Source organism: Streptomyces sp. NPDC111802 (genome assembly GCF_055634335.1).
On record NZ_JBVKCZ010000002.1, the window covers coordinates 216,272 to 239,385 of the forward strand.

Here is a 23,114-nt window from a genome sequence, read left to right on the forward strand (position 1 = left end):
GTGGCGGCGATCTGATGCGCCGTCACCGGCCCCGGGGTCTCAGAGGGCCGACAGCGGCGTGGCGAGGAGCGCCACGCCGAAGGCGGTCAGTGCGGCGCCGGTGACGAGCGTGACCGCCCGGGCGGCGCGCGGCCGGCGCAGCCATCTGCCGAGCCGGTCCACCAGCAGGGCGACGACCTGGAACCACACCAGCGCGATGGCGAGCACGATCAGGGCGAGCAGCAGCGTCCTGGGCAGTGCCGGAGAGCCCGCGGGCACGAACTGCGGCAGCACGCTGAGGAAGGTCAGGGACGCCTTCGGGTTGAGGGCGTTGGTGACGAAGCCCTGCCGCAGGGGCCGCGCGGTGAAGTCCTCGCGCTCGTCCGCCACTTCGGTGTGACGGTGGCGCAGCGTCTGGACGCCCAGGTACAGCACATAGCCGCCGCCGACCACTTGGAGGGCCCGGAACAGCGCCGGTACGGCGGCCAGCACCGCGGCCACTCCCACCACGGCCAGCGTCACATGGACCAGCAGCCCGGCCCCGATCCCGAGCGCGCAGGCGATGCCGGCCCGACGGGAGACCAGGGCGTTGCGTACGACGACGGTGAAATCGGCCCCGGGCATGGCGACCAGGCCGGCGGAGACCCCGGTGAAGGCGATGAGCTGAGCGTCCATGGGGTCCAGACTGCCGCGCGGATGCCTTCAGCAGGTATTTCGAATATCCTGGGAAGCCCTAAAGCATCGCTTAAGGCACATGGTTCAGGCGGATGCTTCAGGCGGATGATTCAGGCAGATCGGGGACCGCATGTACGACCCGACCCGGCTCGCCGCACTGGTGGCGGTCGCGGAGGCGGGTTCCATCACCCGGGCGGCGGAGCGGATCGGCTACACCACGCCGGCGCTCTCCCAGCAGCTGGCCAAGCTGGAGCGCGAGGCGGGCACCGCCCTGCTGGTACGGCACCACCGCGGGGCGCGACTGACGGGTGCGGGCGAACTGCTGGTGGCGCGGGCGCGGCGGGTGCTGGACGAGCTCGACCGGGCCCGGCACGAACTGGCCCGGCTGACCGGGCTGACGGGCGGCACGCTGCGGCTCGGCACCTTCCAGACCGCGGGCATCCATCTGCTGCCGCCGGCGCTCAGCGCCTTTCGCCGGGCCCATCCGGACGTGGAGCTGACGGTCGCCGACTACGAGCCCTCGGCCGGTGTCGCCGCGGTGGCGGCGGGCGAGGTCGACCTGGCGCTGACACACGCCTATGAGCCGGGGGAACCGATGCCGCTGCCCGCGTCCGTCGGCATCGAGCCGATCCTGGTCGAGGAACTGGTCCTGGTGTCCGCTCCGGGTCATGTCCTCACCAGTGGCGCCGCACGGCTTCCGCTGGGCGAGCTCGCCGGGCAGCCCCTGATCAGCATGGCACCGGACGCTCCTGCCCGGCGGGGCGTGGAGGCGGCGCTGACCCGTGCCGGGGCGACCGCGTCGGTGCTGGTCCCGACGCCGGGGTATCTGCTGGTCTGCGCGCTGGCGAGTGCGGGACTCGGGGTCGCGGTGGTGCCGGAGATGGTGGCGCGCACGTCGGTCACTCCGGTCGGGGTGCGCGCGCTGGAAGGCGGGCGGTTGCGCCGTACGGTCTCGGTCGCCTTCCGTAGCGGGGAGGCGGCACCCGCCGTGGACGCCTTCCGGGCCCTGCTGCGCGGCACGTTCGGCCGGTCCTCCGGGCAGCCGCAGCAGGCCTGAGGGGTTACGGCTCCTGCGGTCCCGCGGCGCCGACCGGTGCGGCGGGCACCGTCCAGGGAAGTTCGATGGAGACGGTCTTGCCGCCCTCGCGGGTCGGGCGCACTCTCATCTTGCCGCCGCACTCCGCGGTCAGCCAGCGGATGATCACCATGCCCCGTCCGTTGTCCTGCTGCACGGCGGCCGGTAGCCGCTTGGGGAAGCGCGGATGGCTGTCGGTGACGCCGATGCGCAGGTGTTCGTCACGGTCGAGCACGAGGTCCACCGTGAAGGTGGGTGACTGTCCGAGGGTGTGCTGTACGGCGTTGGTGGTGAGTTCGGAGACGATCAGGCGGATGGTGTCGGCCACTTCCGTATCCGGTGGCAGACCCCATTCCGCGAGGGTGGTGAGCACATAGCCCCGGGCCGCGGAGACCGAGGCGGGATCGCTCGGCAGAGTGACGGATGCTTCCAGGTGATCTGCCATGGCGACGTCGTCCCTTTCCCACGGGACCGCAGTCCGACACGGAGCGGATGGTTCGAGTACGGTCCCGGACTGGTGCTTCGTCGCCAGACTGCCATTACCGCGCCCGTCACGGGTGGCGATCCACCAAGATGTGCATATATCTGTCGCTCGAAGCGGTGAACTCTGCGACGGCAGACCCAATTTGGGCGGCTCGGTTGGAGTAAGGAGTTGCCCATGCAGCACGGTCCCGCGGTGCGCCGCCGAAAACTGGGCGCAGAACTGCGTGCGTTGCGCACCGGGGCGGGGCTCACCAGCGGTGAGGCGGCCCGGCTGGTGGGCTGGCACCAGTCCAAGGTGAGCCGGATCGAGACCGGCGCCAGCGGGGTGAAACCGGCCGATGTGCGGTTACTGCTCGACGTCTACGGCGTACGGGATGCCCAACTGCGCGAGATGCTGCTGATGTTGGCGGGGTCCGACGACGGGGACGGCCGGCATCACTGGTGGCACGCGTACCGCGGAGTACTGCCGCCGACGTATCGGGACTTCATCAGCCTGGAGTCCCAGGCGAGCGCGATGCGCACGCTGGAGACGTCCGTGGTGCCGGGGCTGTTGCAGACGCCCGAGTACGCCCGCGCGGTGACCCGGGCCGCGGTGGGCGGGCTCGACCCGGATGCCGACGACCGTCTCGACGCGCTGGTCGCCGTGCGGCTGGCCAGGCAGGACGTGCTGCGGGCGGATCCGCCGCTGGCGCTGAGCGCGGTGCTCGACGAGGCGGTGCTGCACCGGGAGATCGGCGGGCCCGAGGTGATGACGCGGCAGTTGAGGCGGCTGATGGAGGCGGCGCGGCTGCCCCAAGTCAGCCTCCAGGTCCTGCCGTTCAAGGCCGGTGAGCATATCGGCATCACCGGGCCTTTCGTTATCTTCTCATTTTCGAGCACTTCTGATCTGGATGTGGTTGTTCTCGACCACTTGACGAGTAGCCTCTATCTCGAACGGAAAGAAGACCTCCAGGCCTACACGGAGGCCTTCAACGCCCTTCGGATCCACGCCCTTTCACCCCAGGAATCGCTGGATTACATCGCCGCGCTAGGTGGCGGCGCGTAAGGAGGCACCATGACCGCAAGGCCTCGGAACATGCCCTCAGGTGCAGAACTGCCCGGTGTGCGCTGGCTGCGCAGCAGCTACAGCACGGGCGCGAACAACTGTGTCGAGACGGCACGGCCGAACACCGGTCCCTGGACCGGACTGCTCGCCGTGCGCGACTCCAAGGCCCCTGCCGGACCCGCGCTGCTCTTCTCCCCCGAGAGCTGGGCGGGCTTCACGGCCGCTTTCCAGTCCTGACGATCCCGATCACCTCTGACCGAATCTGATCGGTTTCACCAGACGCGAGAACAGGGCCGTGTCACGCCGACTCATGGTCGTGTCTCGCCGATCACTCGTACAGCGCGTTCGATCTGCCCCTCGGAGAGGTCCGCGCGGGCGGTCAGCCTCAGCCGTGAGATGCCGTCGGGGACGGAGGGAGGTCGGAAACAGCCCACGGCGAGGCCCGCCGCCCGGCAGTCGGCCGCCCAGCCGACGGCCCCCTCCGGGGACGGCGCCCGCACCGAGACGACCGCGGCGTCCGGTCGTACCGCTTCCAGCCCCGCGGCGGTCAGACGTGCGTGGAGTTCGCGTGCCACCGTCCGCGCCCGTTCCGCCCGCTCGGGCTCCCGCCGCAGCAACCGCAGTGCCGCCAGGGCCGCGCCCGCCGACGCCGGGGCGAGGCCCGTGTCGAAGATGAACGTCCGGGCCGCGTTGACCAGGTGGTCGATCACCCGGGCGGGGCCGAGGACGGCACCGCCCTGGCTGCCGAGCGACTTGGACAGCGTGACCGTCACGACGACGTCACCGGCGCCCGCGAGCCCCGCCGCGTACGGGGCGCCGCGGCCGCCGTCGCCCAGCACGCCGAGACCGTGGGCGTCGTCGACCACCAGCCCGGCGCCGTGGTCCCGGCACGCCGCGGCGAACCCGCCCAGCGGCGCGGCGTCGCCGTCGACCGAGAAGACGGTGTCGGACACGACCACGGCGGGGCCGTCGTGCGTCTGGAGCGCCTTGCGCACGGCGTCCGGGGCGGAGTGCGCGACGACCTGTGTGGTGCCGCGCGCCAGCCGGCAGCCGTCGATCAGCGAGGCGTGGTTCCCGGCGTCCGAGACGATCAGCGAGCCGTGCGGCGCCAGCGCGGTGACCGCGGCGAGGTTGGCCGCGTAGCCGGAGGAGAAGACCAGCGCCGCCTCGAAGCCGCAGAAGTCGGCCAGCTCGCGCTCCAGCTCGGCGTGCAGCTCCGTCGTGCCCGTCACGAGCCGGGAACCGGTCGCACCGCCGCCCCAGGTCCGGGCGGCCCGCCCCGCTCCCTCGGTGATCTCGGGGTGGCTGGCCAGGCCCAGATAGTCGTTGCTCGCGAGGTCCAGGAGCGGCGAGTCGGCGGGTCGGGGGCGCAGCGTCCGCACGAGTCCGGCGCGCCGGCGCTGCTCCGCCTGCTCGTCGATCCAGCCGAACGCCATGGTTCCTCCGGGCTTTGGTGGGCAGCGCGCCAGACGTCGCGTTTGTAGGCAGTGCACAGACCCTAGCCGGACAGCCGCCCGCCCACGGTGTGGCAATACCCACACATCGAAGTGACAGGGTTGTGCAAACTCACCTTGGCTCGGGGGCCCTCCGTACGTCAGGATCAGCTTCCATGGACCTGCTGAACACGCTGGTGGACAAGGGGCTTCGGCGCGAGCTGCCGACCCGCGAGGAGGCGCTGGCCGTCCTCGCCACTTCCGACGACGACCTGCTCGATGTGGTGGCCGCGGCCGGAAAGGTACGCCGCCACTGGTTCGGCCGACGGGTGAAACTCAACTATCTCGTCAACCTCAAGTCGGGCCTGTGCCCGGAGGACTGTTCCTACTGTTCGCAGCGGCTCGGCTCCACCGCCGGCATCCTGAAGTACACCTGGCTGAAGCCGGACGAGGCCTCCGAGGCCGCGGCCGCCGGATTGGCGGGTGGCGCCAAGCGGGTGTGTCTGGTGGCGTCCGGGCGCGGCCCGACCGACCGTGACGTGGACCGGGTCTCCGACACCATCAAGGCGATCAAGGACCGGAACGAGGGCGTCGAGGTATGCGCCTGTCTCGGTCTGCTGTCCGACGGCCAGGCCGAGCGGCTGCGCGAGGCCGGCGCGGACGCGTACAACCACAACCTCAACACCTCCGAGGGCACCTACTCGGACATCACGACCACGCACACCTACGCCGACCGTGTCGACACCGTGCAGAAGGCGCACGCGGCCGGCCTCTCCGCCTGCTCCGGCCTCATCGCGGGCATGGGCGAGAGCGACGAGGACCTGGTCGACGTCGTGTACTCGCTGCGCGAGCTGGACCCCGACTCCGTGCCGGTGAACTTCCTGATCCCGTTCGAGGGAACCCCGCTGGGCAAGGAGTGGAACCTCACCCCGCAGCGGTGCCTGCGCATCCTGGCGATGGTGCGGTTCGTGTGCCCGGACGTCGAGGTGCGCATCGCGGGCGGCCGTGAGGTCCATCTGCGCACGATGCAGCCGCTCGCCCTGCACCTGGCCAACTCGATCTTCCTCGGCGACTACCTCACCAGCGAGGGCCAGGCCGGCAAGGCCGACCTGGAGATGATCGCCGACGCCGGCTTCGAGGTGGAGGGCACCGACGAGGTGACACTGCCGGAGCACCGGGCGGCGACGGCCGGGGGCGGCTGCGGCTCGCACGAGAGCGCGGGCTGCGGATCCCAGGAGAGCGCCGGGTGCGGGTCGCACGAGAGCGCGGGCTGCGGGTCGCACGAGGGGGGCGGCGTGTGCGGTACGGCCGCTGCCGCCGCGCCGGCCAACGAGCCGCGCACCGACCTGGTCGCCGTACGCCGCCGGGGCGCCGGAACGGACCTCGCGCCCAATGCCTGACCTGAGCGTGCCCGAACTGCTGGAGCTCGACCGGCGGCACGTGTGGCATCCGTACGGGCCCATGCCGGGCCTGGCGGAGCCGCTCGTGGTGGAGTCGGCGAGCGGAGTACGGCTGCAGCTCGCGGATGATGTCGGCGAGTTGGTCGACGGCATGTCGTCCTGGTGGTCGGCCATCCACGGCTACAACCACCCGGTGCTCAACGAGGCCGCGCGCGAGCAGCTGGCGCGCATGAGCCATGTGATGTTCGGCGGGCTCACGCACGAGCCCGCCGTACGGCTGGCGAAGCTCCTTGTCGACATGTCGCCCGACGGCCTGGAGCATGTGTTCCTCGCCGACTCCGGGTCGGTGTCGGTCGAGGTCGCGGTCAAGATGTGCCTGCAGTACTGGCGTTCGCTCGGCCGCCCCGAGAAGCAGCGGCTGCTGACCTGGCGCGGCGGCTACCACGGCGACACCTGGCAGCCGATGTCGGTGTGCGACCCCGAGGGCGGGATGCACGAGCTGTGGACCGGGGTGCTCCAGCGCCAGGTGTTCGCGGACCCGCCGCCTGCCGAGTACGAGGAGGCGTACGCCGACCGGCTGCGCTCCCTGATCGAGCGGCACGCGCACGAACTGGCGGCGGTGATCGTCGAGCCGGTCGTCCAGGGCGCGGGCGGGATGCGGTTCCACTCCCCCGCGTATCTGCGGGTGCTGCGCGAGGCCTGCGACGCGCACGACGTGCTGCTGGTGTTCGACGAGATCGCGACCGGATTCGGACGCACGGGCGCGCTGTTCGCGGCGGAGCACGCCGCGGTGACGCCGGATGTGATGTGCGTGGGCAAGGCGCTGACCGGCGGCTATATGACGATGGCCGCCACCTTGTGCACCGCTCGCGTGGCCGACGGCATCTCCCGGGGCGAGGTACCGGTGCTCGCCCACGGCCCGACCTTCATGGGCAACCCGCTGGCCGCCGCCGTCGCCTGTGCCTCGATCGAGCTGCTGCTGGGCCAGGACTGGCTGGCCGAGGTCAAGCGGATCGAGGCGGGGTTGCGGGAGGGGCTGGCCCCGGCGTCGGACATTCCTGGCGTACGGGACGTACGGGTCCTCGGCGCGATCGGCGTGGTCCAGCTGGACCACGCCGTGGACATGCGGGCGGCGACCGCAGCCGCCGTACGCGAGGGCGTATGGCTACGGCCCTTCCGCGACCTCATCTACACGATGCCGCCGTACGTCACGGGCGACGCGGACGTGGCCCGGATCGCCCGCGCGGTGTGCGCGGCGGCACGGGAGGGCTGACATGCCGGTACTGGTGATCACGGGCACGGGCACGGAGGTCGGCAAGACGGTCACGACCGCCGCGGTCGCCGCGGCGGCGGTGGCGGCGGGCCGGTCGGTGGCCGTGCTGAAGGCCGCGCAGACGGGCGTGGGGCCGGACGAGAGCGGGGACGCGCAGGAGGTCGCGCGGCTCGCCGGCTCGGTGACGACGGCCGAACTCGCCCGCTATCCCGACCCGTTGGCCCCGGCGACGGCGGCGCGCCGGGCCGATCTGACGCCGGTCCGTCCGCATGGGATCGCGGACGCCGCCGCCAAGCTTGCCACCGAGCACGACCTGGTGCTGGTGGAGGGGGCGGGCGGTCTACTCGTCCGCTTCGACGAGACGGGCGGCACGCTGGCGGACGCGGCCGAGCTGATGGCGGCGCCGGTGCTGGTGGTGGCGTCGGCGGGCCTCGGCACGCTGAACACGACGGAGCTGACGGCGCGTGAACTGCGCGGCCGGCGGCTGGACCTGCTGGGCGTGGTGATCGGCAGCTGGCCCGAGGCACCGGATCTGGCGTCGCGCTGCAATGTGGCGGACCTGCCGGAGGTGGCGGGGGCACCGCTGCTGGGCGCGGTGCCGGCGGGGGCAGGGGCGCTGACGCCGGCCGACTTCCGTGCCGCGGCGCGGGGCTGGCTGGCACCGAGGTTGTTCGGGGCGTGGGACGCGGAGGGGTTCCGGGGGCGGGAGGCGCCCTGAGGCACGGCACACCGGTGACGTCGCCGGGCTGTCTGCATGGGTAAGACGTCCCCTGCCACAACGATCCTGGATGCGCCGCCTGCGAGGCGCGAGGTTACGAACCCGACTGGGATCGGAAGCAGCCCGCAGGGTCAGTAAGCGGCGAGCTGTCAGGCGACGGCCGGTTGCGCGGGCGCCCGCAGGGACAGGGCCCGGCCGTAGCGGCGCAACAGGAGCAGGGCGGTGGCGGCGAGGCCGGTGAGCAGGCCGAGCCAGACGCCGACGGTCTCCAGGCCGGCGAGGTGCCCGAAGAGCCAGGCGGCGGGCAGGCCGATCAGCCAGTAGCCGACCAGGGTGATGCGGAAGCCGCTCTTGGTGTCGTCCAAGCCGCGCAGCAGGCCCACGCCGATGTTCTGGGTGCAGTCGAAGAACTGCAGGACGGCTGCGACCAGCAGGAGGTTCGTGGCGATATCGGTCGCGCTGTTCCCGTCGGCGGCCGTCGGGTCGAGGAACGGGCGCAGCACCAGGCCGGGGACGGTGAGGTAGACGACGCCGACCACGGCCATCACCGCCGCCGCGCACGCCAGTGCCGTGTTCTTGATGCGCCGGGCCGCGTCGATCCGGTCCAGGGCGAGTTCGCGGCTGACGTTGAGGGATGCCGCGTGCGACAGGCCGACGGCGATCTGGAAGACGATGTAGATCAGTTGGTTGACGGCGGTGTGCGCGGCCAGCGCGGCGCTGCCGAAGGTGCCGATCAGCAGGGCGACCACGGAGAAGAAGCCCGCTTCGGAGCCGTAGGTGGCGGCGATCGGCACGCCCAGACCGGTCAGGCGGCGCAGGGTGGGCCGGCGGGCCTTCCAGATCCGGACGTCCAGCAGCGGGGCGAGCCGGGGGTCACGGCGGGCCGAGGCGTACAGGGCCACGCAGGTGAGGGCGTACACCAGCGTCGTGGCGAGGCCGATGCCCGGCAGGCCCAGCTCCGGCAGGATCCAGGTGCCGTGGATCAGGCCCCAGTTGAGTGCCACGTTGACGGCCACCGAGGCGATGGTGATCTGGAGCAGGGCCTGCGGGCGGCGCATGCCCACGGTGAACTGACGTATCGCCTGGAACCAGAGGCAGGGAATCAGTCCGGGAGCGAGCGCGAGCAGCAGCGGCCAGGCCGTGTCGACGACGTCCGGGTCCTGCCCGAGGTAGGCGACGGCCCGGCCGATCAGCAGGATGACGAGGGCGCCGACGACACCGGCCAGGGTGGCCAGCGCCAGTGCAGCACGGACCACGTCCCGGACCTCCTCCCGCGCCTCCTCGGAAAGCTCCTCGTCCTCCTCGGCGCGGGCGGAGGCGGCGGACACCTGGTTGCCGACGGCGGTGACAAGGCCGACGCCCATGGTGCGCAGCTGGTTGAAGATGACCATCGCCAGGCCGCCGCCGGCCAGCGCCTCGGCGCCCATCAGGCCCATCATCACCGTGTCGGTGGTGGTGAGGGCGACTTGGGCGAGCTGGGTCAGGGCGAGCGGTACGGCCAGGGTCGCCAGGGCGCGGCTGTCCTGGAGCAGTGTGGTGAGCGGTGTCGGCATCGGTGTCAGTTCTCGCGGAGTTTGGTCAGCAGCTCGTCGACCTCGCGTTCGATGTCGGGGGCGACGAGGTTTCGGGCGTTCATCCAGTCGTCGTTGAAGACGGTGTCCATGTACTTCTCGCCACCGTCGTTGATCAGCGCGACCATAGTCGTACCGGGCGCGAGCGAGGTCATCCGGGTCAGGGCCTCGTACACCACCCCGCCCGCGGAGCCGCCGATGAGCAGGCCGATACGGCGGGCCAGCACCCGCGCGGTGGCGAACGCCTCGATGTCGCCGACCTTGGCGCCCTCGTCCAGCAGGTCGTAGTCGACCATGGCGCCGATGGTGGCGCCCTCGGGGGTGCCCGTGCCGGACTGGTAGTAGTCGTGGGCGGGTGGCCCGAAGGCGATCGACCCCTTGGGCTCGACTCCGACGATCCGCACCCCCGGCACGGTCCTGCGCAGCTCGCCTCCGGTCCCGAAGAGCCCGCCGCCGGTTCCCACGGCGCCTATCAGGATGTCGATACGGCCGTCCAGGGCGGCGTCGAGTTCATGTGCCACGGGCCGGTAACCGTCGCCGTTGGCCGGGTTGTTGTGCTGCTCGGTGAAGTAGGCGTTGTCGCTCTCGGCCGCCAGCTTCTCGGCGAACTCCTCGCGGGCGGCCGTGGCCAGCTCCTCGTCGCCCTCCGAGGCGACGTAGATGAGTTCGGCGCCGAGCGCCTTCATGCCGCGCAGTTTGTCAGCGGCGGCATGGTGGTCGACGACCGCGGTGAAGGTGTAGCCGCGCTCGGCCGCGATCACGGCGAGACCGAGGCCGGTGTTGCCGGAGGTGGACTCGACGATCCGGCCGCCGGGGCGCAGCAGGCCGCGTTCCTCGGCGTCGAGGACCATCTGCCGGGCCATGCGGATCTTCGCGGTGCCGGTCGGGTTGAACTGCTCGAGTTTGAGCAGCAGTCGGCTTCCGGTGTCGGTGCGGCACAGCTCGAAGAGCGGGGTGTGACCTATGAGGTCGGAGACCCGGCCGACCACGTGGGGACGCGAGAGCGCCTTGTCCATCGGATGGCTCCTGTGTGCGAGGGGAGTTCGAGGGGAGGGGGTCAGGCGAGTGGATGGCGGTCGAGTCGCCAGCGGGTCGTGCCGCCGGCGGTGTCGAGGACGACCTTCGGGGGAAGCGGAAGCTCGTGGAAGGGGGACTCGTTGGAGTCCATCTGGTAGCCGGCGGTGTTGGGGTAGACCAGCAGGTCACCGGGGGACGGGCGGGTGGGGAACCGCACCTTGCGCCAGGTGATCATGTCGGACTCCAGGCAGCTGGCACCGCCGACGCAGGCGGCGTACGGCTCACCCGGAGATTCGTGGGCAGGCAACAGAGCCGGATCCGGCAGGTACTCGCTGTTGAACCACTGCTCGGACAGGCTGAGACTGCTGCCGTCCACGGTGACGATGCCGTAGCCGGAGCGGTCCTTGACGCCCTGGACGCGGAAGACCGTGCAGCCGGCCCGGTCCAGCAGCGCACGGCCGGGTTCGAGGAGCAGCGTCACGCCCGCCTCGCACAGTTGCCCGGCGAGACCGTCCGTGGCGAGGACCGCGCGCAGGGCGTCGGGGCCGGCCACCGGCGAGTGGTACGGGTAGAAGTCGGCCGCGTCGAAGGACTTGCCCGCGTGATAGTGCTCGGGCCGCTGGTCGCCCAGGAAGCGTTCCCAGTGCTCGGCGTCCGTGTAGTCGACGGCGAACCCGCCGCCGATACTGATCCGGTCGGCGCGCAGGCCCAGCGTCCTCGCCTTGAGGCACAGGTCGACAAGTTCGGCAGCCAGTTCCGCACGCATCGCCGGGTCATAGCCGGAGAGGTGGAAGGAGAAGCCCTCCATCACGATCCCGGCGTCCCGGCACCGCACGAGAGCCGTCTCCAACTCTCCGTCGTCCAGCCCGAATCGGCTGTGCGGCTGGGCAGGCGGAAGCCGCCGCAGCAGCACGCGAGCCGGGCGGCCGACAGACCGTGCCACCGCGTTGACCCGGTCCAGTTCGTCTAGGGCGTCCACGGCGATCAGGCAGCCCTGCAGGACGGCGACGCGCAGCAGGGCGTCCGCCTTGGCGGGCCCGGTGACCACGATGTGCTCGCCCCGTACGCCGTGCCCGAGCGCGTCCTGCAGCTCGCCGGCGCTGGCCACGTCGACGCCCGTCCCGGACAGTGCGCATCGCTCGATCCATGCGGCGGCCTTGTTCGCCTTCTTCGCGTAGTACACGCGCCCCTCGACGCCGAACTCGTCGAGGACCGCCGTGAAGGCGGCGGCGTTGGCGTCGAAACGGTCGGGCAGCAGCAGATGGAAGGGGCCGCCGATCGCGTACGACAGCTCGTGCGGAAGCGAGCCGGCCAGGATCGCGTCGAGCTGTGGATCCGGGTGGGCCGGCACGGGCGGGGCGGCCGTTGTGTCGGTCACTGCCACAGCGAAACCCGCGTTCCCAGCCCCTGCTCGATGGCGAGTTGGGCGAACCGGTGGCCGAGCGCGATGTCGGTGACGACCAGGCCGCTGTTGTACGCGAAGATCTGCTCGTCCCCCGCGCGCCGGCCCTCGGCTCGGCCCGCCAAAACCTCGGGGAACTCCGCGTCCACGGGAGGGAAGTTGCCGTCCACGTCGGCCATGTCGGTGCCGGTGACCTTCATCTGCGCCTCGCTGGTCGCGATGACCCGTTCCGCTTGGTGCAGGGTCGAGGGGGCGATCCCGTGGCCGACCAGGATCGACAGCGCGCCCGGCTTGAGGTCGGCGGCCTCGACGGCGGCGGGCGTGTGCTGTCCGGCGGTGGCGACCACCACGTCGGCGTCCGCCGCGGCGGCCCGTACGTCGTCCACCACCTCCACCTCCCGGTCGGGGAAGTAGTGGTGGAGCCGTTCGCGGACGGCGGCGAGACCGTCGGGGTGGGTGCCGTAGACCATGAGGCGGTCCAGGTCCGGCAGTGTGGTGAGCAGGAAGGGCAGCGCGAGACGGCCTTGCGTTCCGGTGCCGATGACGAGTGCGCCGCGGCTGTCGGGCGCGGCGCACTCGCGGGCCAGCAGTGCCGAGACGGCCGGGGTGCGCAGCGAGCCGATGCGGCCGCAGTCCATCATCGCCACCGGTAGTCCGGTGACGTCGTCGTACACGGTGAGGGTCGTGTAGTAGTGCTGCTCGTCGCGGGACTTGTCCAACCCGTGCTTGTACGACGTCTTGATCGCGACGACCTCGCGGACCCCGTCGCGGCCGAGCATGGCGTACGAGACGGAGTGGCCGTCGTCGGGCTTGACGGTGAGCTTGCGCGGGTTGGCCGACTTGCCGTCGGCCAGGGTGCGGTACGCCTGCTCGACGACGTCGACCACGTCTTTGAGTGCTATCTCGATGCCGGCGATGTCGCTGGTGCTGAGGATGCGCAGGGTCTTGTCGTCTGCGGATATGTCGTCCGGGGCGTTGTCCGTGCGTGCGGAAGTGCCGGTCACGGCTTTCCCTTCGGATTGAGGGGATACTGACGGGAGATCAGACGAGGGCCACGAGCGCGGCCTGCCCGTAGCCGTGTTCGTCCGCCTCGGCGAGGGGGCGGCTGCGGCGACCGGGGACGCGGACCGAGGCGCGCTTGAGCCAGCGGTCGGTGCCGTCGTAGCGGGCCTTGAACGGCACCCGGCCGTGCACGACGAGGTCGTTGTCGACGACCAGGACGTCGCCAGGATCGAGGGAGACGGCGACCGAGACGCGTTCCAGTTCGGCGGTCAGCCGGTCGTAGGCGGCGCGGTAGTCGGCGGGGGCCTCGTCGAGCGGGGTGTAGGCGGGGTCGTAGCGCAGCGTCGGGCCGTTCTCGGTCTGCCACAGGGCGGGGACCTTCGGCGGCTCCTCGCCCGTGAAGGACTGGGCTTCGGCGTAGGCGTCGTCGGGGAGGATCGGCAGCACCGGGCGGGACAGCAGGGCGACGTCCTCCGGGCTGAGGCGGACCTTGCGGATGCCGGCGGCAGTGGTGGCGACGGCGTCGTGGTTGCGCATGCAGGCGAGCAGCAGCAGATGGGCGCGGCCGGGGTGGAAGGCGTCCTCGGTGTGCGGGCTGAGCAGTACGGTGCTGCTCGCGCCGGTCTGCTCCACCTCGTGGCCGGGCGAGGGCACGATGTTGTGCACGAACCGGCCTTCCTGCTGGCCGTCCCAGGCGATCGGGTGGCCCATGGCCGTGGCGAGCAGCAGCAGGATCACGTCCCAGGCGGCGGCGCGGTCTCCGGCGGTGGCCCAACTGCCGGGCGTGGGGCCGATTGCGTCGTCTTCGACGGACAGGCCGCGCAGGACGTAGAGGCCGTCGTCGGTGTCGACCGGGCGACAGGCTTGAAGAATCGTTCCATCGAGGCGGGTGGCGGCGGTCGCCACCCGGCGGAGCAGCTCGGGCCGCGCGGCCGAACTGCCGAACTCGGCAAGGATCTTGTGGGCGATGTCGGTCAGCTCGTCGACGGCGTGCGGATCGAGCTGCCGTACGGGTGCGGCTCCCGTGGGCATGGCGCAGACATCCCTTTCGGGTGCGGGTGCGGGTGCGGGGTGCAGGCGGAGCTCGGAACGCCGACCTGTGCATTTCCTGTGGGTCGGCTGGGTGATCGCGCCGGAAACGTATCAGCCGCAGTTAGGTTAGGCAACCCTTACTGGATCGGCGTGCTTCTCTTGTGGACTGCCCGCCTCACGTGCGCCGATGCGCGCGCCTGTGCGCCGATTGACGCCCCGACGGATCAAGAGGAAGGGCCCATGTTTATCTTGCGCACAGGGATTTTCTTAGGGTAGGCACACCTAAGCAATCTGTCCCATGTGACTGGAACGAGGTCGTACGTGAACGTGAACAGGCGTCAAGTGCTGTGGGCCGGCGGCGGGATAGGTGCGGCCGTGCTGCTGGCCGCCTGCGGCGGCGGTGACGAGACCTCGGCCAAGTCACCGGCGAACGAGAAGCCCCGGCGCGGTGGCACCCTCCGGGTCGGTGCGCTGGGCCGGGCTTCGGCCATCACCCGTGACCCGCACGGCACCCAGGCCAACGAGAGCGACTACCTGGTCATCTCGCTGGTCCACGACACCCTCACCGTCCCCGGCACCAAGCCGAACACCGTTCCCCGCCTCGCCGCGAGCTGGCAGGCGTCCGACGACCTGAAGACCTGGCGCTTCACCCTCGCGAAGGGAGCGAAGTTCCACGACGGCACGCCGGTCACCGCCGAGGATGTCGTCTGGTCGCTGAAGCGACTGCGCGACACCCCTTCCGGCGCGTCCCGTCTGCCGGGCATCAAGCCGGAGAACATCAAGGCCGAGGGCGACGACACCGTGGTCCTGGTCTCCGACTACGCCAACGCCGAACTGCCGCAGCTGACGCGCCTGACGACGTTCGTGCTGAAGAAGGACACGGCGGACAAGGACCTCGGCAAGGCGCCGGGCACCGGCCCGTTCAAGCTGGACTGGTTCCGCTCCGGCAACGCCCGCCTGGTCCGCAACGAGGACTGGTACGGCGGGGAGGTGTACCTCGACGCCATCGAGGTGAAGATCTTCGAGAGCCCCCAGGCGATGGCCAACGCGCTGCTCGCCGGGCAGATCGACGTGGCCTCCAACGTCGGTGCGGTGGCGGCCCGTACGGCCGAGAAGCGCGAGGACATCCAGGTCGTGCGCCGCCCCAACGACATGGCGATGCCGATCGTCATGCGCACCACCGACGGACCGTTCGCGGACGCGAAGGTACGCGAGGCGCTGCGCCTGGCCGTCGACCGTGAGGCCATGGTCAAGCAGGTGCTGTCCGGCTACGGCACCGTCGCCAACGACATCCTCGGCACCGGCGACCCCGCCTTTGCCAAGGACATCCCGCAGCGGGGGCGCGACCTGGCCAAGGCCAAGCAGCTGCTGAAGGAAGCCGGCTTCGACACGTCGAAGACGTACAAGCTGCTGACCACCGAGGACATCGCGGGTCTCGCCGAGTCGGCGACGCTGTTCGCCTCCCAGGTCCGTGAGGCCGGGGTCAAGGTCGAGGTGGTCAAGCAGGAGTCGGCCACGTTCTGGGAGAAGACCTGGCTCAAGGGCGACCTGTACACCACCTACTGGGGCACCAACGACTCCGTGGTGTTCTTCGCGAGCAAGACCATGGTGTCCGACTCCGGGCAGAACGAGGCCGGTTGGAAGAACAAGGAGTTCGACGCCGCGTACAAGAAGGCGATGGCGACCAAGGACGCGGCGGCCCGCGTCAAGGTCCTCCACGAGCTGCAGCAGATCGAGTACGACGAGTCCGGTTACCTGCTGTGGGGCATGGCCGACGGCATCGACCTCGCGGGCGCGGCCGTGCGCAACCTGCCCACCCTGCCCGGCTATGGGCGCGTCCAGCTTGAGACTTCATGGCTGGCTCGCTGACCCAGGGTGAACCGGCCGCGGCCTTGGGGCCGCGGCCGGTTCCGGCTGTGATGCGTACGGCGCTGTACGCCGCCGGTGTGCTCGCCCGCCGGATGCTGCTGCTGGCCGTGCTGCTCGCCGCCGTCTTCGCCGCCGTCGAGCTGCTTCCGGGTGACGCGGCCAACGCCACCTCCGAGCGCGGGGAGAGCGCGGCGGATCTCGCCCAGCGACGCCATCTGCTGGGCCTGGACCGGCCGGTGGCGGAACGGTTCTGGGAGTGGATGACCGGACTGCCCACCGGCGACTTGGGCACCTCCGCCCGCGGGGAACCAGTCGCAGACCTGCTCTCCCGCCCGTTCCCCAACACGCTGCTGCTCGGCGGGCTCGCGCTGCTGGTGACCCTCGTCGCCTCGGTCGCGCTCGGCTGCTGGGCGGCGGCCAGGCCGGGCGGCCCACTGGACCGGGCCGTGTCGGCGAGCGCCACCGGCATCCTCGCGCTGCCCGAGTTCGTCGTCGCCGTCGCCCTCGTCCTGGTCTTCGCGCTGTGGACGGACTGGCTGCCCGCCGTCACTCTCACCGACGCCGACGGCGCCCCCGCCTCCTGGCAGATGCTCGTGCTACCCGTCCTCGCCCTGGCCATCCCGCAGATCGGCTGGAACACCCGCATCGTGCGGGCCGCCCTCGCCGACGAGGCCAAGGCCCCGCACATCGAGACCGCCGTCCTCGACGGACTGCCAAGGCACCGGATCCTCACCCACCACCTGCTGCCCGGCGCCCTGCCCACCATCGCGGCCGGCATCGCCACCTCCACCGGCATGCTGTTGGGCGGCGCCGTCGTGGTGGAGACCATCTTCAACTACCCCGGCATCGGCTCCGTCCTCGCCGGCGCGGTCGCCGACCGGGACAGCCCGGTCATCGCCGGGGTCGTCGCCGTCACCGGAGCCGTCATCACCGGCGTCCTGCTGCTCGCCGACCTCGTACGCTCCTGGGCCTCGGGAGGCCGGACATGACCACGACCGTCGTAAAACCGGATCCAGTCGTGCGCCAGGCCCGCCGCCGCGTCGCCCTGCGCGTGCTGCCCGCCCTGCTGCTCACCGCGCTCGCCCTGGCCGGTCCGTGGCTCGCCCCGCACGCCATCGACGCCCCGGTCGCCGCGCCGTACGCGGAACCCGGCGGCGACGCGCCGCTGGGCGGCGACCAGTTGGGCCGGGATGTACTCAGCCGCGTACTCGCCGGAGGGCGCGAACTCGTCGTCACGTCGCTGCTCGTCGCCGTCCTCGTCACGGCGCTGGCCGCCGTGCTCGGCGCGGTCAGTGCCCTGCGCCCCGCCGTCGGACGCATCGTCGAACGCACCGCCGACGTGCTGATGCTGCTGCCCGCCGTGCTCGGCATCCTCCTGGTCACCCTGTCCTGGCCGGACGGCGGACGGCTCGCCGTCGTCACCGCGTCCGTTGTCCTGGGCGTCCCGTACGCGGTGCGCCTGGTCGCCGGCGCGGCCGCGCCCGTGGCGGCCTCCGGATACGTGGAGGCAGCGGCCGTCGGCGGCGAACGCCTGTGGTACCTCGTGGTCCGGGAGGTGCTGCCCAACCTGCGGGCCACGCTGCTCGCGCTGTTCGGGCTGCGGTTCGTCGCCGCCGTCTACCTGGTCGCGACCGCCGGCTTCCTCCAGGTCGGCCCTCAACCTCCCGCCGCCGACTGGGCGTTGATGATCCGGGAGAATTCCGGTGGCATCGTCCTCAATCCGTGGGCCGTCCTCGGCCCCAGCATCGCCATCGGCCTGCTCGCCATGACCGTCAATCTGGCGGCCGCCGCCCTCGTCCCCGCAACCGGCCGGAAGGCGGTGCCCGCACTGTGAACCACATGCCCGACTGGTACTCCGACAGCCACGCGGCGGAGGGGGCGAACACGGTACGGATCTCGGGGCTCACCGTCACCGCTCCGAACGGCCGCATCCTGCTGGACGGGGCCGACCTGGAGCTGGCGCCCGGCCGCATCACCGCCGTCGTCGGCCCCTCCGGCTGCGGCAAGACCACACTGCTGCGAGCCGTGACGGGCACCCTGCCCCTGGGGACCGAGCGCACCGCAGGAAGCATCACTGTGCTCGGTCAGGACCCCCTGACCCTGCCCGCTCCCGCCCTGCGCACCCTGCGCCGGCACCGCCTCGCGTACGTCGGCCAGGACCCGGGCTCCGCCCTCAATCCGCGCATGAAGGTACGCCGCCTGCTCGCCGAAGTCGCCGTCGACGGGGGCCCCGAGGCAATCCGGGCGCAGCTCGCCGAAGTCCGGCTGCCCACCGACAGCGGTCTGCCGGACCGTCGCATCGGTGGGCTGTCGGGCGGCCAGCAGCGGCGAGTGGCGCTCGCCCGGGCCCTGGCCCGCCGCCCCGCCGTCCTCCTCCTCGACGAGCCCACGGCAGGACTCGACCCGGCGCTGCGCGACGAGATCGCCGACCTACTGCGCCACCTCGCCGAGAGCCACCGAATAGCGATCGGTCTGTCCTGCCACGACCCCGACCTGGTCACCCGGCTCGCCGACGACATCGTTGACCTGACTGGCTCACGCATGCGGGCGGCGGCCGGCCCAGCACCCGTCCCGGGCGATCCGGTGCCCACACCGCACAACGGCCCTTCCACGCTTACGGTGTCCGGCCTGCACGCCGCCCACCTCCACCGTGGCCGCCGCGTCCCCGTGCTGCACGGCATCGACCTCACCCTCGCCGCCGGAACCACCCTCGGCATCGTCGGAGCCTCCGGATCGGGCAAGACGACGCTGCTGCGTACCCTCGTCGGCCTGCACCGCCCCACCGCCGGCGCCGTCAGCCTGGACGGCACCTGTCTCGCCCCCAGCGCACACGGCCGCTCCCGCGAGCAGCGCCGCCGCCTCCAACTCGTGCCCCAGGATCCGCTGGGCACCCTCAACCCCAGCCGCGCCGTCGGGGCCACCCTGCGCCGCCCGCTCCTGCTGCACCGCCGGGCCGGTCGGGCCGAGGTCCCCGACCGCGTCCTGGAACTCCTGGACCAAGTCGGCCTGCCCGCCGCCTTCGTCGACCGCTACCCCCACGAACTGTCCGGCGGCCAGCGCCAACGCGTCGCCATAGCCCGCGCTCTGGCAACCGACCCCGATGTACTGATCTGCGACGAGGTCACCTCAGCCCTCGACGGGGACACCGCGCTCGCCGTGATGGACCTGCTCACCGAGCTCCGCGCCCGTCGCGGCCTGTCCCTGGTCCTGGTCAGCCACGACCTGCGCCTCGTCGCCGACCGGACGGACAACCTGGTCGTGATGTCCGAGGGGCATGTGGTCGAGTCGGGACCCACCGCACGGCTGTTCACTTCACCGTCCCACCCCGTCACCACCGCACTCGCCACGGGAATCCCGCTCAGTGGCTGAGGGAGCCACAGGAACTGATCGGATCCGCCCACCGGCGCAAGCGCTCTCAGCGGTGATCCTTAACAAGGCGATGAGCCTGGTCGTGGTCCTAGTCGCGCTGCCGCCCGCCTGGCAGCGGTCCCGGCCTCCGAGGTGGCCGCACACTGGGCTGTCGCGATCAACCTGCTGGCCGGGAGTCTGGCGGGCGCATGGGCAGGTGCGTCCTGGGGTGCGCATGCGCAGCTCCAGCCTCTACAAGGTGCTGGCGGCATTGATGGTGCTCATGGCCGCAGTGCTGCTGGCCACGCACACCACCACGCTGGGGACGCTCGCGCTGCCGCTCTGGGCTGAGGTGCCTTGCGAAGTCGTGGCCGGCTTCGGCATCGGGGTGGTCGCGGCGATCATGGGCGTGGCCGGGGGCGAGTTGCTGATCCCGACGATCGACACAACCGTGGTCAGAACCGTCAGACCCTCGCGCCGGCCCACGGACCGGACATCGCTCAGTGGACCCTCGGCTTGGTGCTGACGGGTTCTTACGTGATCGACGCGGTCGATCGGGCTCTCGGCGCTAGACGGGCTCGTTCTCGTCGCCCTCGGCGACGATTCGCACCAGTTCGATGCGGGAGCGGATCCCCAGGCGGGTGAAGACGCCGCGCAGGTGGTGGTCGATGGTGCGTGGGCTGAGGGCGAGGCGGGCGGCGATCTCGCGGTTGGTGGCGCCCTCGGCGGCCATACGGGCGACCAGGAGTTGCTGGGCCGTGAGGCGGGTCGTGGGGTACCTCGCCGCGTTGGGGCCCGGTGAGGCAGGTGCGCCGAGAGCGCGCAGCTCGGTGCGGGCCTGGGCCGCGCAGTGCGGGGCGCCGAAGGAGTCGAATGCCTCCAGGGCGCTGTGCAGACGGTCGCGGGCCTCCGTACGGCAGCGCAGTCGGCGCAGGGCGCCGCCGAACAGCAGCTCCGTGCGGGCGCGTTCGAAGTCGCGGGTGCCGTGGGAGTGCAGGTCGAGTGCCGCGCGGTAGTGGTCCACGGCTTCCGCGCCGGGGGCGAGCAGGGCGCGGCAGCGGGCGCTCAGGGCCAGGTCGTCGGGGCTGCGCACAGTGTCGGCCCAGCGGTCGTAGTCGGCGTGTGCCACTCGGGCGACCCTGGTGTCGCCGGTGCGGACTGCGGCCTCGACGTAGTGCGGGGTGGCCAGATGGCGGATGGCCCGGTGGCCGTGGCCGGGGCCGAATCCGGCGAGGGCCCGCAGCCGGGCCGCCGCGTCGGCGAAACGGCCGCTGCTCAGATCGAGGAAGGCGAGCGCCCACTGGGCGAGGGCGGCGGGCAGACCCAGGCCGTGGGCCAGGGCGTACGACCGTGCGGTCGTGGCGCGTTCGCGGCAGACGTCGGCGTCCGCGGTGAGCGCCGCGAACATGGCGAGGGCCGCTTGCAGATGGCAGGCGCCGTTGTCCTGCCCCGTGGCGTGGGCCTGCCACAGCGCGTCGCTCGCGGCTGCCTCGCCGGCCCGTGGACGTCCCGACCAGAAGTCGGCGTACGCGCGGAACTCCATCGCCTGCGGCACGGTCACCGGGGTGCCCCGCGCCCGGGCGGAGGCCGCGGCGCGGACGGTGGCCGTGGCCGCGCGGGTGTGATCGCCGAGGAGCAGGGCGGCGATGGCGGCGTGGATCAGGACGGTGGGATCACCACCCGGACCGCACCGCCCGGCGGCCGCCTTCAGCAGCTCGCGCGCGTCCTCGTACCGTCCGTCGAAGACGGCCACGAGCCCGCTCAGCGTGCCGGGCTGCGCGACACCCAGCCGATCGGCGACCCGGGCGGCCTCACGCAGGCGGCGGACGTCTCCCGTGTAGATGGCGGCTTCGGTGGCGCGGGCGAGGAGATGGGTGGCGACGTCGGGGGCGGCCGAGGCCGTCAGGGCGGCGGCAGGGGTGGTGACGGCGGTGACTGACGCGGCCTCTGACGACCACGCTCGAGTATCCGTATCCGTATCCGCTTCCTCCGTATCCGCGTCCGCTGCCGAGCAGCCAGGGTTCACGATCGCGGCACCGGCAGCTGCTCCCGCCCGCAGACCCCCCTTCGTGCCGCCGACCGTCGGGCGCGAACCCCCGCGCACCACCCCCGTCACCAGCGCGTCGAACGCCTCCGTGGCGTTCCCCGCCCGCAGGGCCAGCACCCCGCTCAACGCGTCGTCGGCCACGTCCGCCGCCAGCCTCCGCGCCCGATCCCCGTCGCCCGACCGCCAGGCGTACCCAGCCGCACGGATCACCAGGCGGGCCTGCCCGGACGGGTCGGGGCACAGCGCGGCGGCCCGTTCCGCCAGGACCCGTGCCACCGACAGCCGTCCCGCGCCGGCGGCCTTCCCCGCGGCGGCGCCGAGTTCCGCGGCCAGCCGTCCGCTGGGGCCGACCGCCCCGGCACCCCGGTGCCAGGAACGCCACGGTGTCTCGCCCTCGCCGCTCAGCACGCGGGCCAGCAGACGGTGGACGTCGCGGCGGTCGGCCGGTGAGCCCGTCTCGTAGGCCGCGATCCGCGTCCACGCGTCGCGGAACACGACCCCGCCCGCCCCGGCATGCGCGACCCCGGCCGCCTCGGCGGCGTCCAGGGACCGGGTGTCGAGGCGGGCGGCCATGACGGCGCGCAGGAAGGCGTCGGTCGGGACCGGGTACTGGTCGGCCGCGGCAAGGAGCAGAAGCAGGCGGGTGTCGTCCGGCAACTCCCGTGTCTCCGCCCGGCGTTCGCGCAGCAGGGCCGGGGCCAGCTCGGCCGGCTGGGTGGGCAGCGGGTCGGCGCCCGACGCTTGGCGGGCGGTGAGGCGCGGGACCAGTTCGGCGGCGGCGCGCGGATCGCCGTACACCGCACGCAGCACGCGTACGCGGACGCCTTCGGGAAGGGTGGAGGCCAGCTGTGACCACGCTTCCTGGCGCGGCGGTGGCGAAGTGCGGTCAAGAGGTGGGGGGTTCACCGGAGTCACCACACAAATGACGTTACTGGCGGGTTACTTGAATCGTAAAGACCGGCGACTTCGCCGATGCGGCGCGCGTAGACCCGGCTCGACACTCCTGACGACCCCACCCGTTTCAGGAGGCATCATGCAGCGCCCCACGCGTCGCATCGCCACGGCCGTCTCGGCGGTGGCGACCTCGCTCCTTCTGTCACTGTCCCTCTCCCCCACACCCGCGCACGCCGCGAGCCACGACCCGGTCGTCTTCGTACACGGCCTCAGCAGCTCGGCGAGCAGCTGGGACGACTGGGTCGGCTACTTCGAGGCCGACGGCTACAGCTCCTCCGAGCTGGACGCCTGGTCGTACGACTGGACCCAGTCGAACGCCACGACCGCCCAGCAGCTCGCGACCGAGATCAGAAACGTGCTCGCCCGGACCGGCGCCTCCAAGGTCGACGTGGTCGTCCACTCCATGGGAGCGCTCAACTCCCGCTACTACCTCAAGGACCTCGGCGGGACCTCGTACGTGGACGACTTCGTCTCGACGGCCGGCGTCAATCACGGCACCTCCACCGCCTCGTGGTGCGCGTGGCTGTACACCTCCTGCGCGGAGATGAACACCGGCAGCTCGTTCCTGACCGCCCTGAACTCCGGCGACGAGACCCCGGGCGGTGTGTCGTACGCCAGCTACTGGTCGAACTGCGACGACGCGCTCACGCCCGACACCACCGCCATCCTGAGCGGCGCGACGAACGTCGAGGTCGGCTGTGTCTCGCACACCGCCATGAACAACGATCACGGTGTGTACGAGCAGGTCCGGGACTTCATCGGCTGAGCCGGGCCGGAAAACGACAGGCACG

21 protein-coding genes are annotated in these 23,114 nt (G+C 71.8%); 12 read left to right on the top strand and 9 right to left on the bottom strand.

Annotated features, from left to right (window positions below):
- Positions 1 to 39: 39 nt before the first annotated feature.
- Positions 40 to 654 carry a LysE family translocator gene (locus tag ACZ7NC_RS02645; RefSeq protein WP_471484276.1) on the bottom strand — a complete coding sequence of 205 codons (615 nt, stop codon included), beginning with the start codon at positions 652 to 654 and terminating at the stop codon, positions 40 to 42.
- A 130-nt stretch (positions 655 to 784) separates the two neighbouring features.
- Here ACZ7NC_RS02645 and ACZ7NC_RS02650 point away from each other — a divergent pair, with 130 nt between their 5' ends.
- Positions 785 to 1,711: a LysR family transcriptional regulator gene (locus ACZ7NC_RS02650; RefSeq protein WP_471484278.1), complete on the top strand. Its 927-nt coding sequence runs from the start codon at positions 785 to 787 to the stop codon at positions 1,709 to 1,711.
- 4 nt (positions 1,712 to 1,715) lie between these two features.
- On the opposite strand, the gene ACZ7NC_RS02655 is transcribed toward ACZ7NC_RS02650, so the two are convergent.
- Positions 1,716 to 2,174 (bottom strand): ATP-binding protein, encoded by a 459-nt coding sequence (locus ACZ7NC_RS02655; RefSeq protein ID WP_471484280.1) that lies wholly within the window; start codon positions 2,172 to 2,174, stop codon positions 1,716 to 1,718.
- A 213-nt stretch (positions 2,175 to 2,387) separates the two neighbouring features.
- Here ACZ7NC_RS02655 and ACZ7NC_RS02660 point away from each other — a divergent pair, with 213 nt between their 5' ends.
- Positions 2,388 to 3,257: a helix-turn-helix domain-containing protein gene (locus ACZ7NC_RS02660; RefSeq protein WP_471484281.1), complete on the top strand. Its 870-nt coding sequence runs from the start codon at positions 2,388 to 2,390 to the stop codon at positions 3,255 to 3,257.
- 9 nt (positions 3,258 to 3,266) lie between these two features.
- Positions 3,267 to 3,494, top strand: coding sequence for a DUF397 domain-containing protein (locus ACZ7NC_RS02665; protein WP_471484282.1), 228 nt, complete (start codon positions 3,267 to 3,269; stop codon positions 3,492 to 3,494).
- 71 nt (positions 3,495 to 3,565) lie between these two features.
- On the opposite strand, the gene ACZ7NC_RS02670 is transcribed toward ACZ7NC_RS02665, so the two are convergent.
- On the bottom strand, positions 3,566 to 4,693 hold the full coding sequence (locus tag ACZ7NC_RS02670; RefSeq protein WP_471484283.1) for an 8-amino-7-oxononanoate synthase: 1,128 nt from the start codon (positions 4,691 to 4,693) through the stop codon (positions 3,566 to 3,568).
- A gap of 173 nt (positions 4,694 to 4,866) precedes the next feature.
- Between ACZ7NC_RS02670 and bioB the strand changes: the two genes are divergently transcribed.
- From bioB to bioD, 3 genes are read left to right on the top strand one after another with little or no spacing between them, the layout of a single operon-like run.
- Entirely contained in the window at positions 4,867 to 6,090 is a 1,224-nt protein-coding gene (bioB, locus tag ACZ7NC_RS02675) for a biotin synthase BioB (protein WP_471484284.1), read from the top strand.
- Entirely contained in the window at positions 6,083 to 7,363 is a 1,281-nt protein-coding gene (locus ACZ7NC_RS02680) for an adenosylmethionine--8-amino-7-oxononanoate transaminase (RefSeq protein WP_471484285.1), read from the top strand. The genes bioB and ACZ7NC_RS02680 overlap by 8 nt, the downstream gene beginning before the upstream one ends.
- Position 7,364: 1 nt before the next feature.
- Positions 7,365 to 8,081, top strand: coding sequence for a dethiobiotin synthase (bioD, locus tag ACZ7NC_RS02685; protein ID WP_471484287.1), 717 nt, complete (start codon positions 7,365 to 7,367; stop codon positions 8,079 to 8,081).
- A 149-nt stretch (positions 8,082 to 8,230) separates the two neighbouring features.
- Here the strand turns inward: bioD and ACZ7NC_RS02690 are convergent, their stop codons facing one another.
- Genes ACZ7NC_RS02690 through ACZ7NC_RS02710 form a run of 5 tightly spaced genes read right to left on the bottom strand, consistent with a single transcriptional unit; the run spans position 8,231 to position 14,105 of the window.
- Positions 8,231 to 9,634 (bottom strand): MATE family efflux transporter, encoded by a 1,404-nt coding sequence (locus tag ACZ7NC_RS02690; RefSeq protein ID WP_471484289.1) that lies wholly within the window; start codon positions 9,632 to 9,634, stop codon positions 8,231 to 8,233.
- A 5-nt stretch (positions 9,635 to 9,639) separates the two neighbouring features.
- A complete protein-coding gene (locus tag ACZ7NC_RS02695; RefSeq protein WP_471484290.1) occupies positions 9,640 to 10,668 on the bottom strand; it encodes a cysteine synthase family protein in 1,029 nt (342 codons plus the stop codon).
- Between the two features lie 41 nt (positions 10,669 to 10,709).
- The gene (locus tag ACZ7NC_RS02700; protein ID WP_471484291.1) at positions 10,710 to 12,053 is read right to left on the bottom strand and encodes a type III PLP-dependent enzyme domain-containing protein; all 1,344 of its coding nucleotides are present in this window, start codon (positions 12,051 to 12,053) and stop codon (positions 10,710 to 10,712) included.
- Positions 12,044 to 13,075 carry an ornithine cyclodeaminase family protein gene (locus ACZ7NC_RS02705; RefSeq protein ID WP_471484293.1) on the bottom strand — a complete coding sequence of 344 codons (1,032 nt, stop codon included), beginning with the start codon at positions 13,073 to 13,075 and terminating at the stop codon, positions 12,044 to 12,046. Before ACZ7NC_RS02705 ends, ACZ7NC_RS02700 begins: the two co-directional genes overlap by 10 nt.
- Before the next feature lie 37 nt (positions 13,076 to 13,112).
- On the bottom strand, positions 13,113 to 14,105 hold the full coding sequence (locus tag ACZ7NC_RS02710) for a TauD/TfdA family dioxygenase (protein ID WP_471484295.1): 993 nt from the start codon (positions 14,103 to 14,105) through the stop codon (positions 13,113 to 13,115).
- A gap of 321 nt (positions 14,106 to 14,426) precedes the next feature.
- On the opposite strand from ACZ7NC_RS02710, the gene ACZ7NC_RS02715 reads away from it, so the two are divergent.
- The 5 genes from ACZ7NC_RS02715 (at position 14,427) to ACZ7NC_RS02735 (ending at position 19,848) form a co-directional block, all read left to right on the top strand.
- Positions 14,427 to 15,974: an ABC transporter substrate-binding protein gene (locus ACZ7NC_RS02715; RefSeq protein ID WP_471484297.1), complete on the top strand. Its 1,548-nt coding sequence runs from the start codon at positions 14,427 to 14,429 to the stop codon at positions 15,972 to 15,974.
- A complete protein-coding gene (locus ACZ7NC_RS02720; protein WP_471484299.1) occupies positions 15,959 to 16,963 on the top strand; it encodes an ABC transporter permease in 1,005 nt (334 codons plus the stop codon). Before ACZ7NC_RS02715 ends, ACZ7NC_RS02720 begins: the two co-directional genes overlap by 16 nt.
- A complete protein-coding gene (locus ACZ7NC_RS02725) occupies positions 16,960 to 17,808 on the top strand; it encodes an ABC transporter permease (protein ID WP_471484301.1) in 849 nt (282 codons plus the stop codon). Before ACZ7NC_RS02720 ends, ACZ7NC_RS02725 begins: the two co-directional genes overlap by 4 nt.
- Positions 17,805 to 19,343: an ABC transporter ATP-binding protein gene (locus ACZ7NC_RS02730; protein ID WP_471484303.1), complete on the top strand. Its 1,539-nt coding sequence runs from the start codon at positions 17,805 to 17,807 to the stop codon at positions 19,341 to 19,343. Before ACZ7NC_RS02725 ends, ACZ7NC_RS02730 begins: the two co-directional genes overlap by 4 nt.
- 214 nt (positions 19,344 to 19,557) lie before the next feature.
- Positions 19,558 to 19,848 carry a hypothetical protein gene (locus ACZ7NC_RS02735; protein ID WP_471484305.1) on the top strand — a complete coding sequence of 97 codons (291 nt, stop codon included), beginning with the start codon at positions 19,558 to 19,560 and terminating at the stop codon, positions 19,846 to 19,848.
- Positions 19,849 to 19,890: 42 nt separating this feature from the next.
- Here the strand turns inward: ACZ7NC_RS02735 and ACZ7NC_RS02740 are convergent, their stop codons facing one another.
- Entirely contained in the window at positions 19,891 to 22,287 is a 2,397-nt protein-coding gene (locus tag ACZ7NC_RS02740; RefSeq protein ID WP_471484307.1) for a helix-turn-helix transcriptional regulator, read from the bottom strand.
- Positions 22,288 to 22,402: 115 nt separating this feature from the next.
- Here ACZ7NC_RS02740 and ACZ7NC_RS02745 point away from each other — a divergent pair, with 115 nt between their 5' ends.
- Positions 22,403 to 23,089: an esterase/lipase family protein gene (locus ACZ7NC_RS02745; protein ID WP_471484308.1), complete on the top strand. Its 687-nt coding sequence runs from the start codon at positions 22,403 to 22,405 to the stop codon at positions 23,087 to 23,089.
- Positions 23,090 to 23,114: the final 25 nt, after the last annotated feature.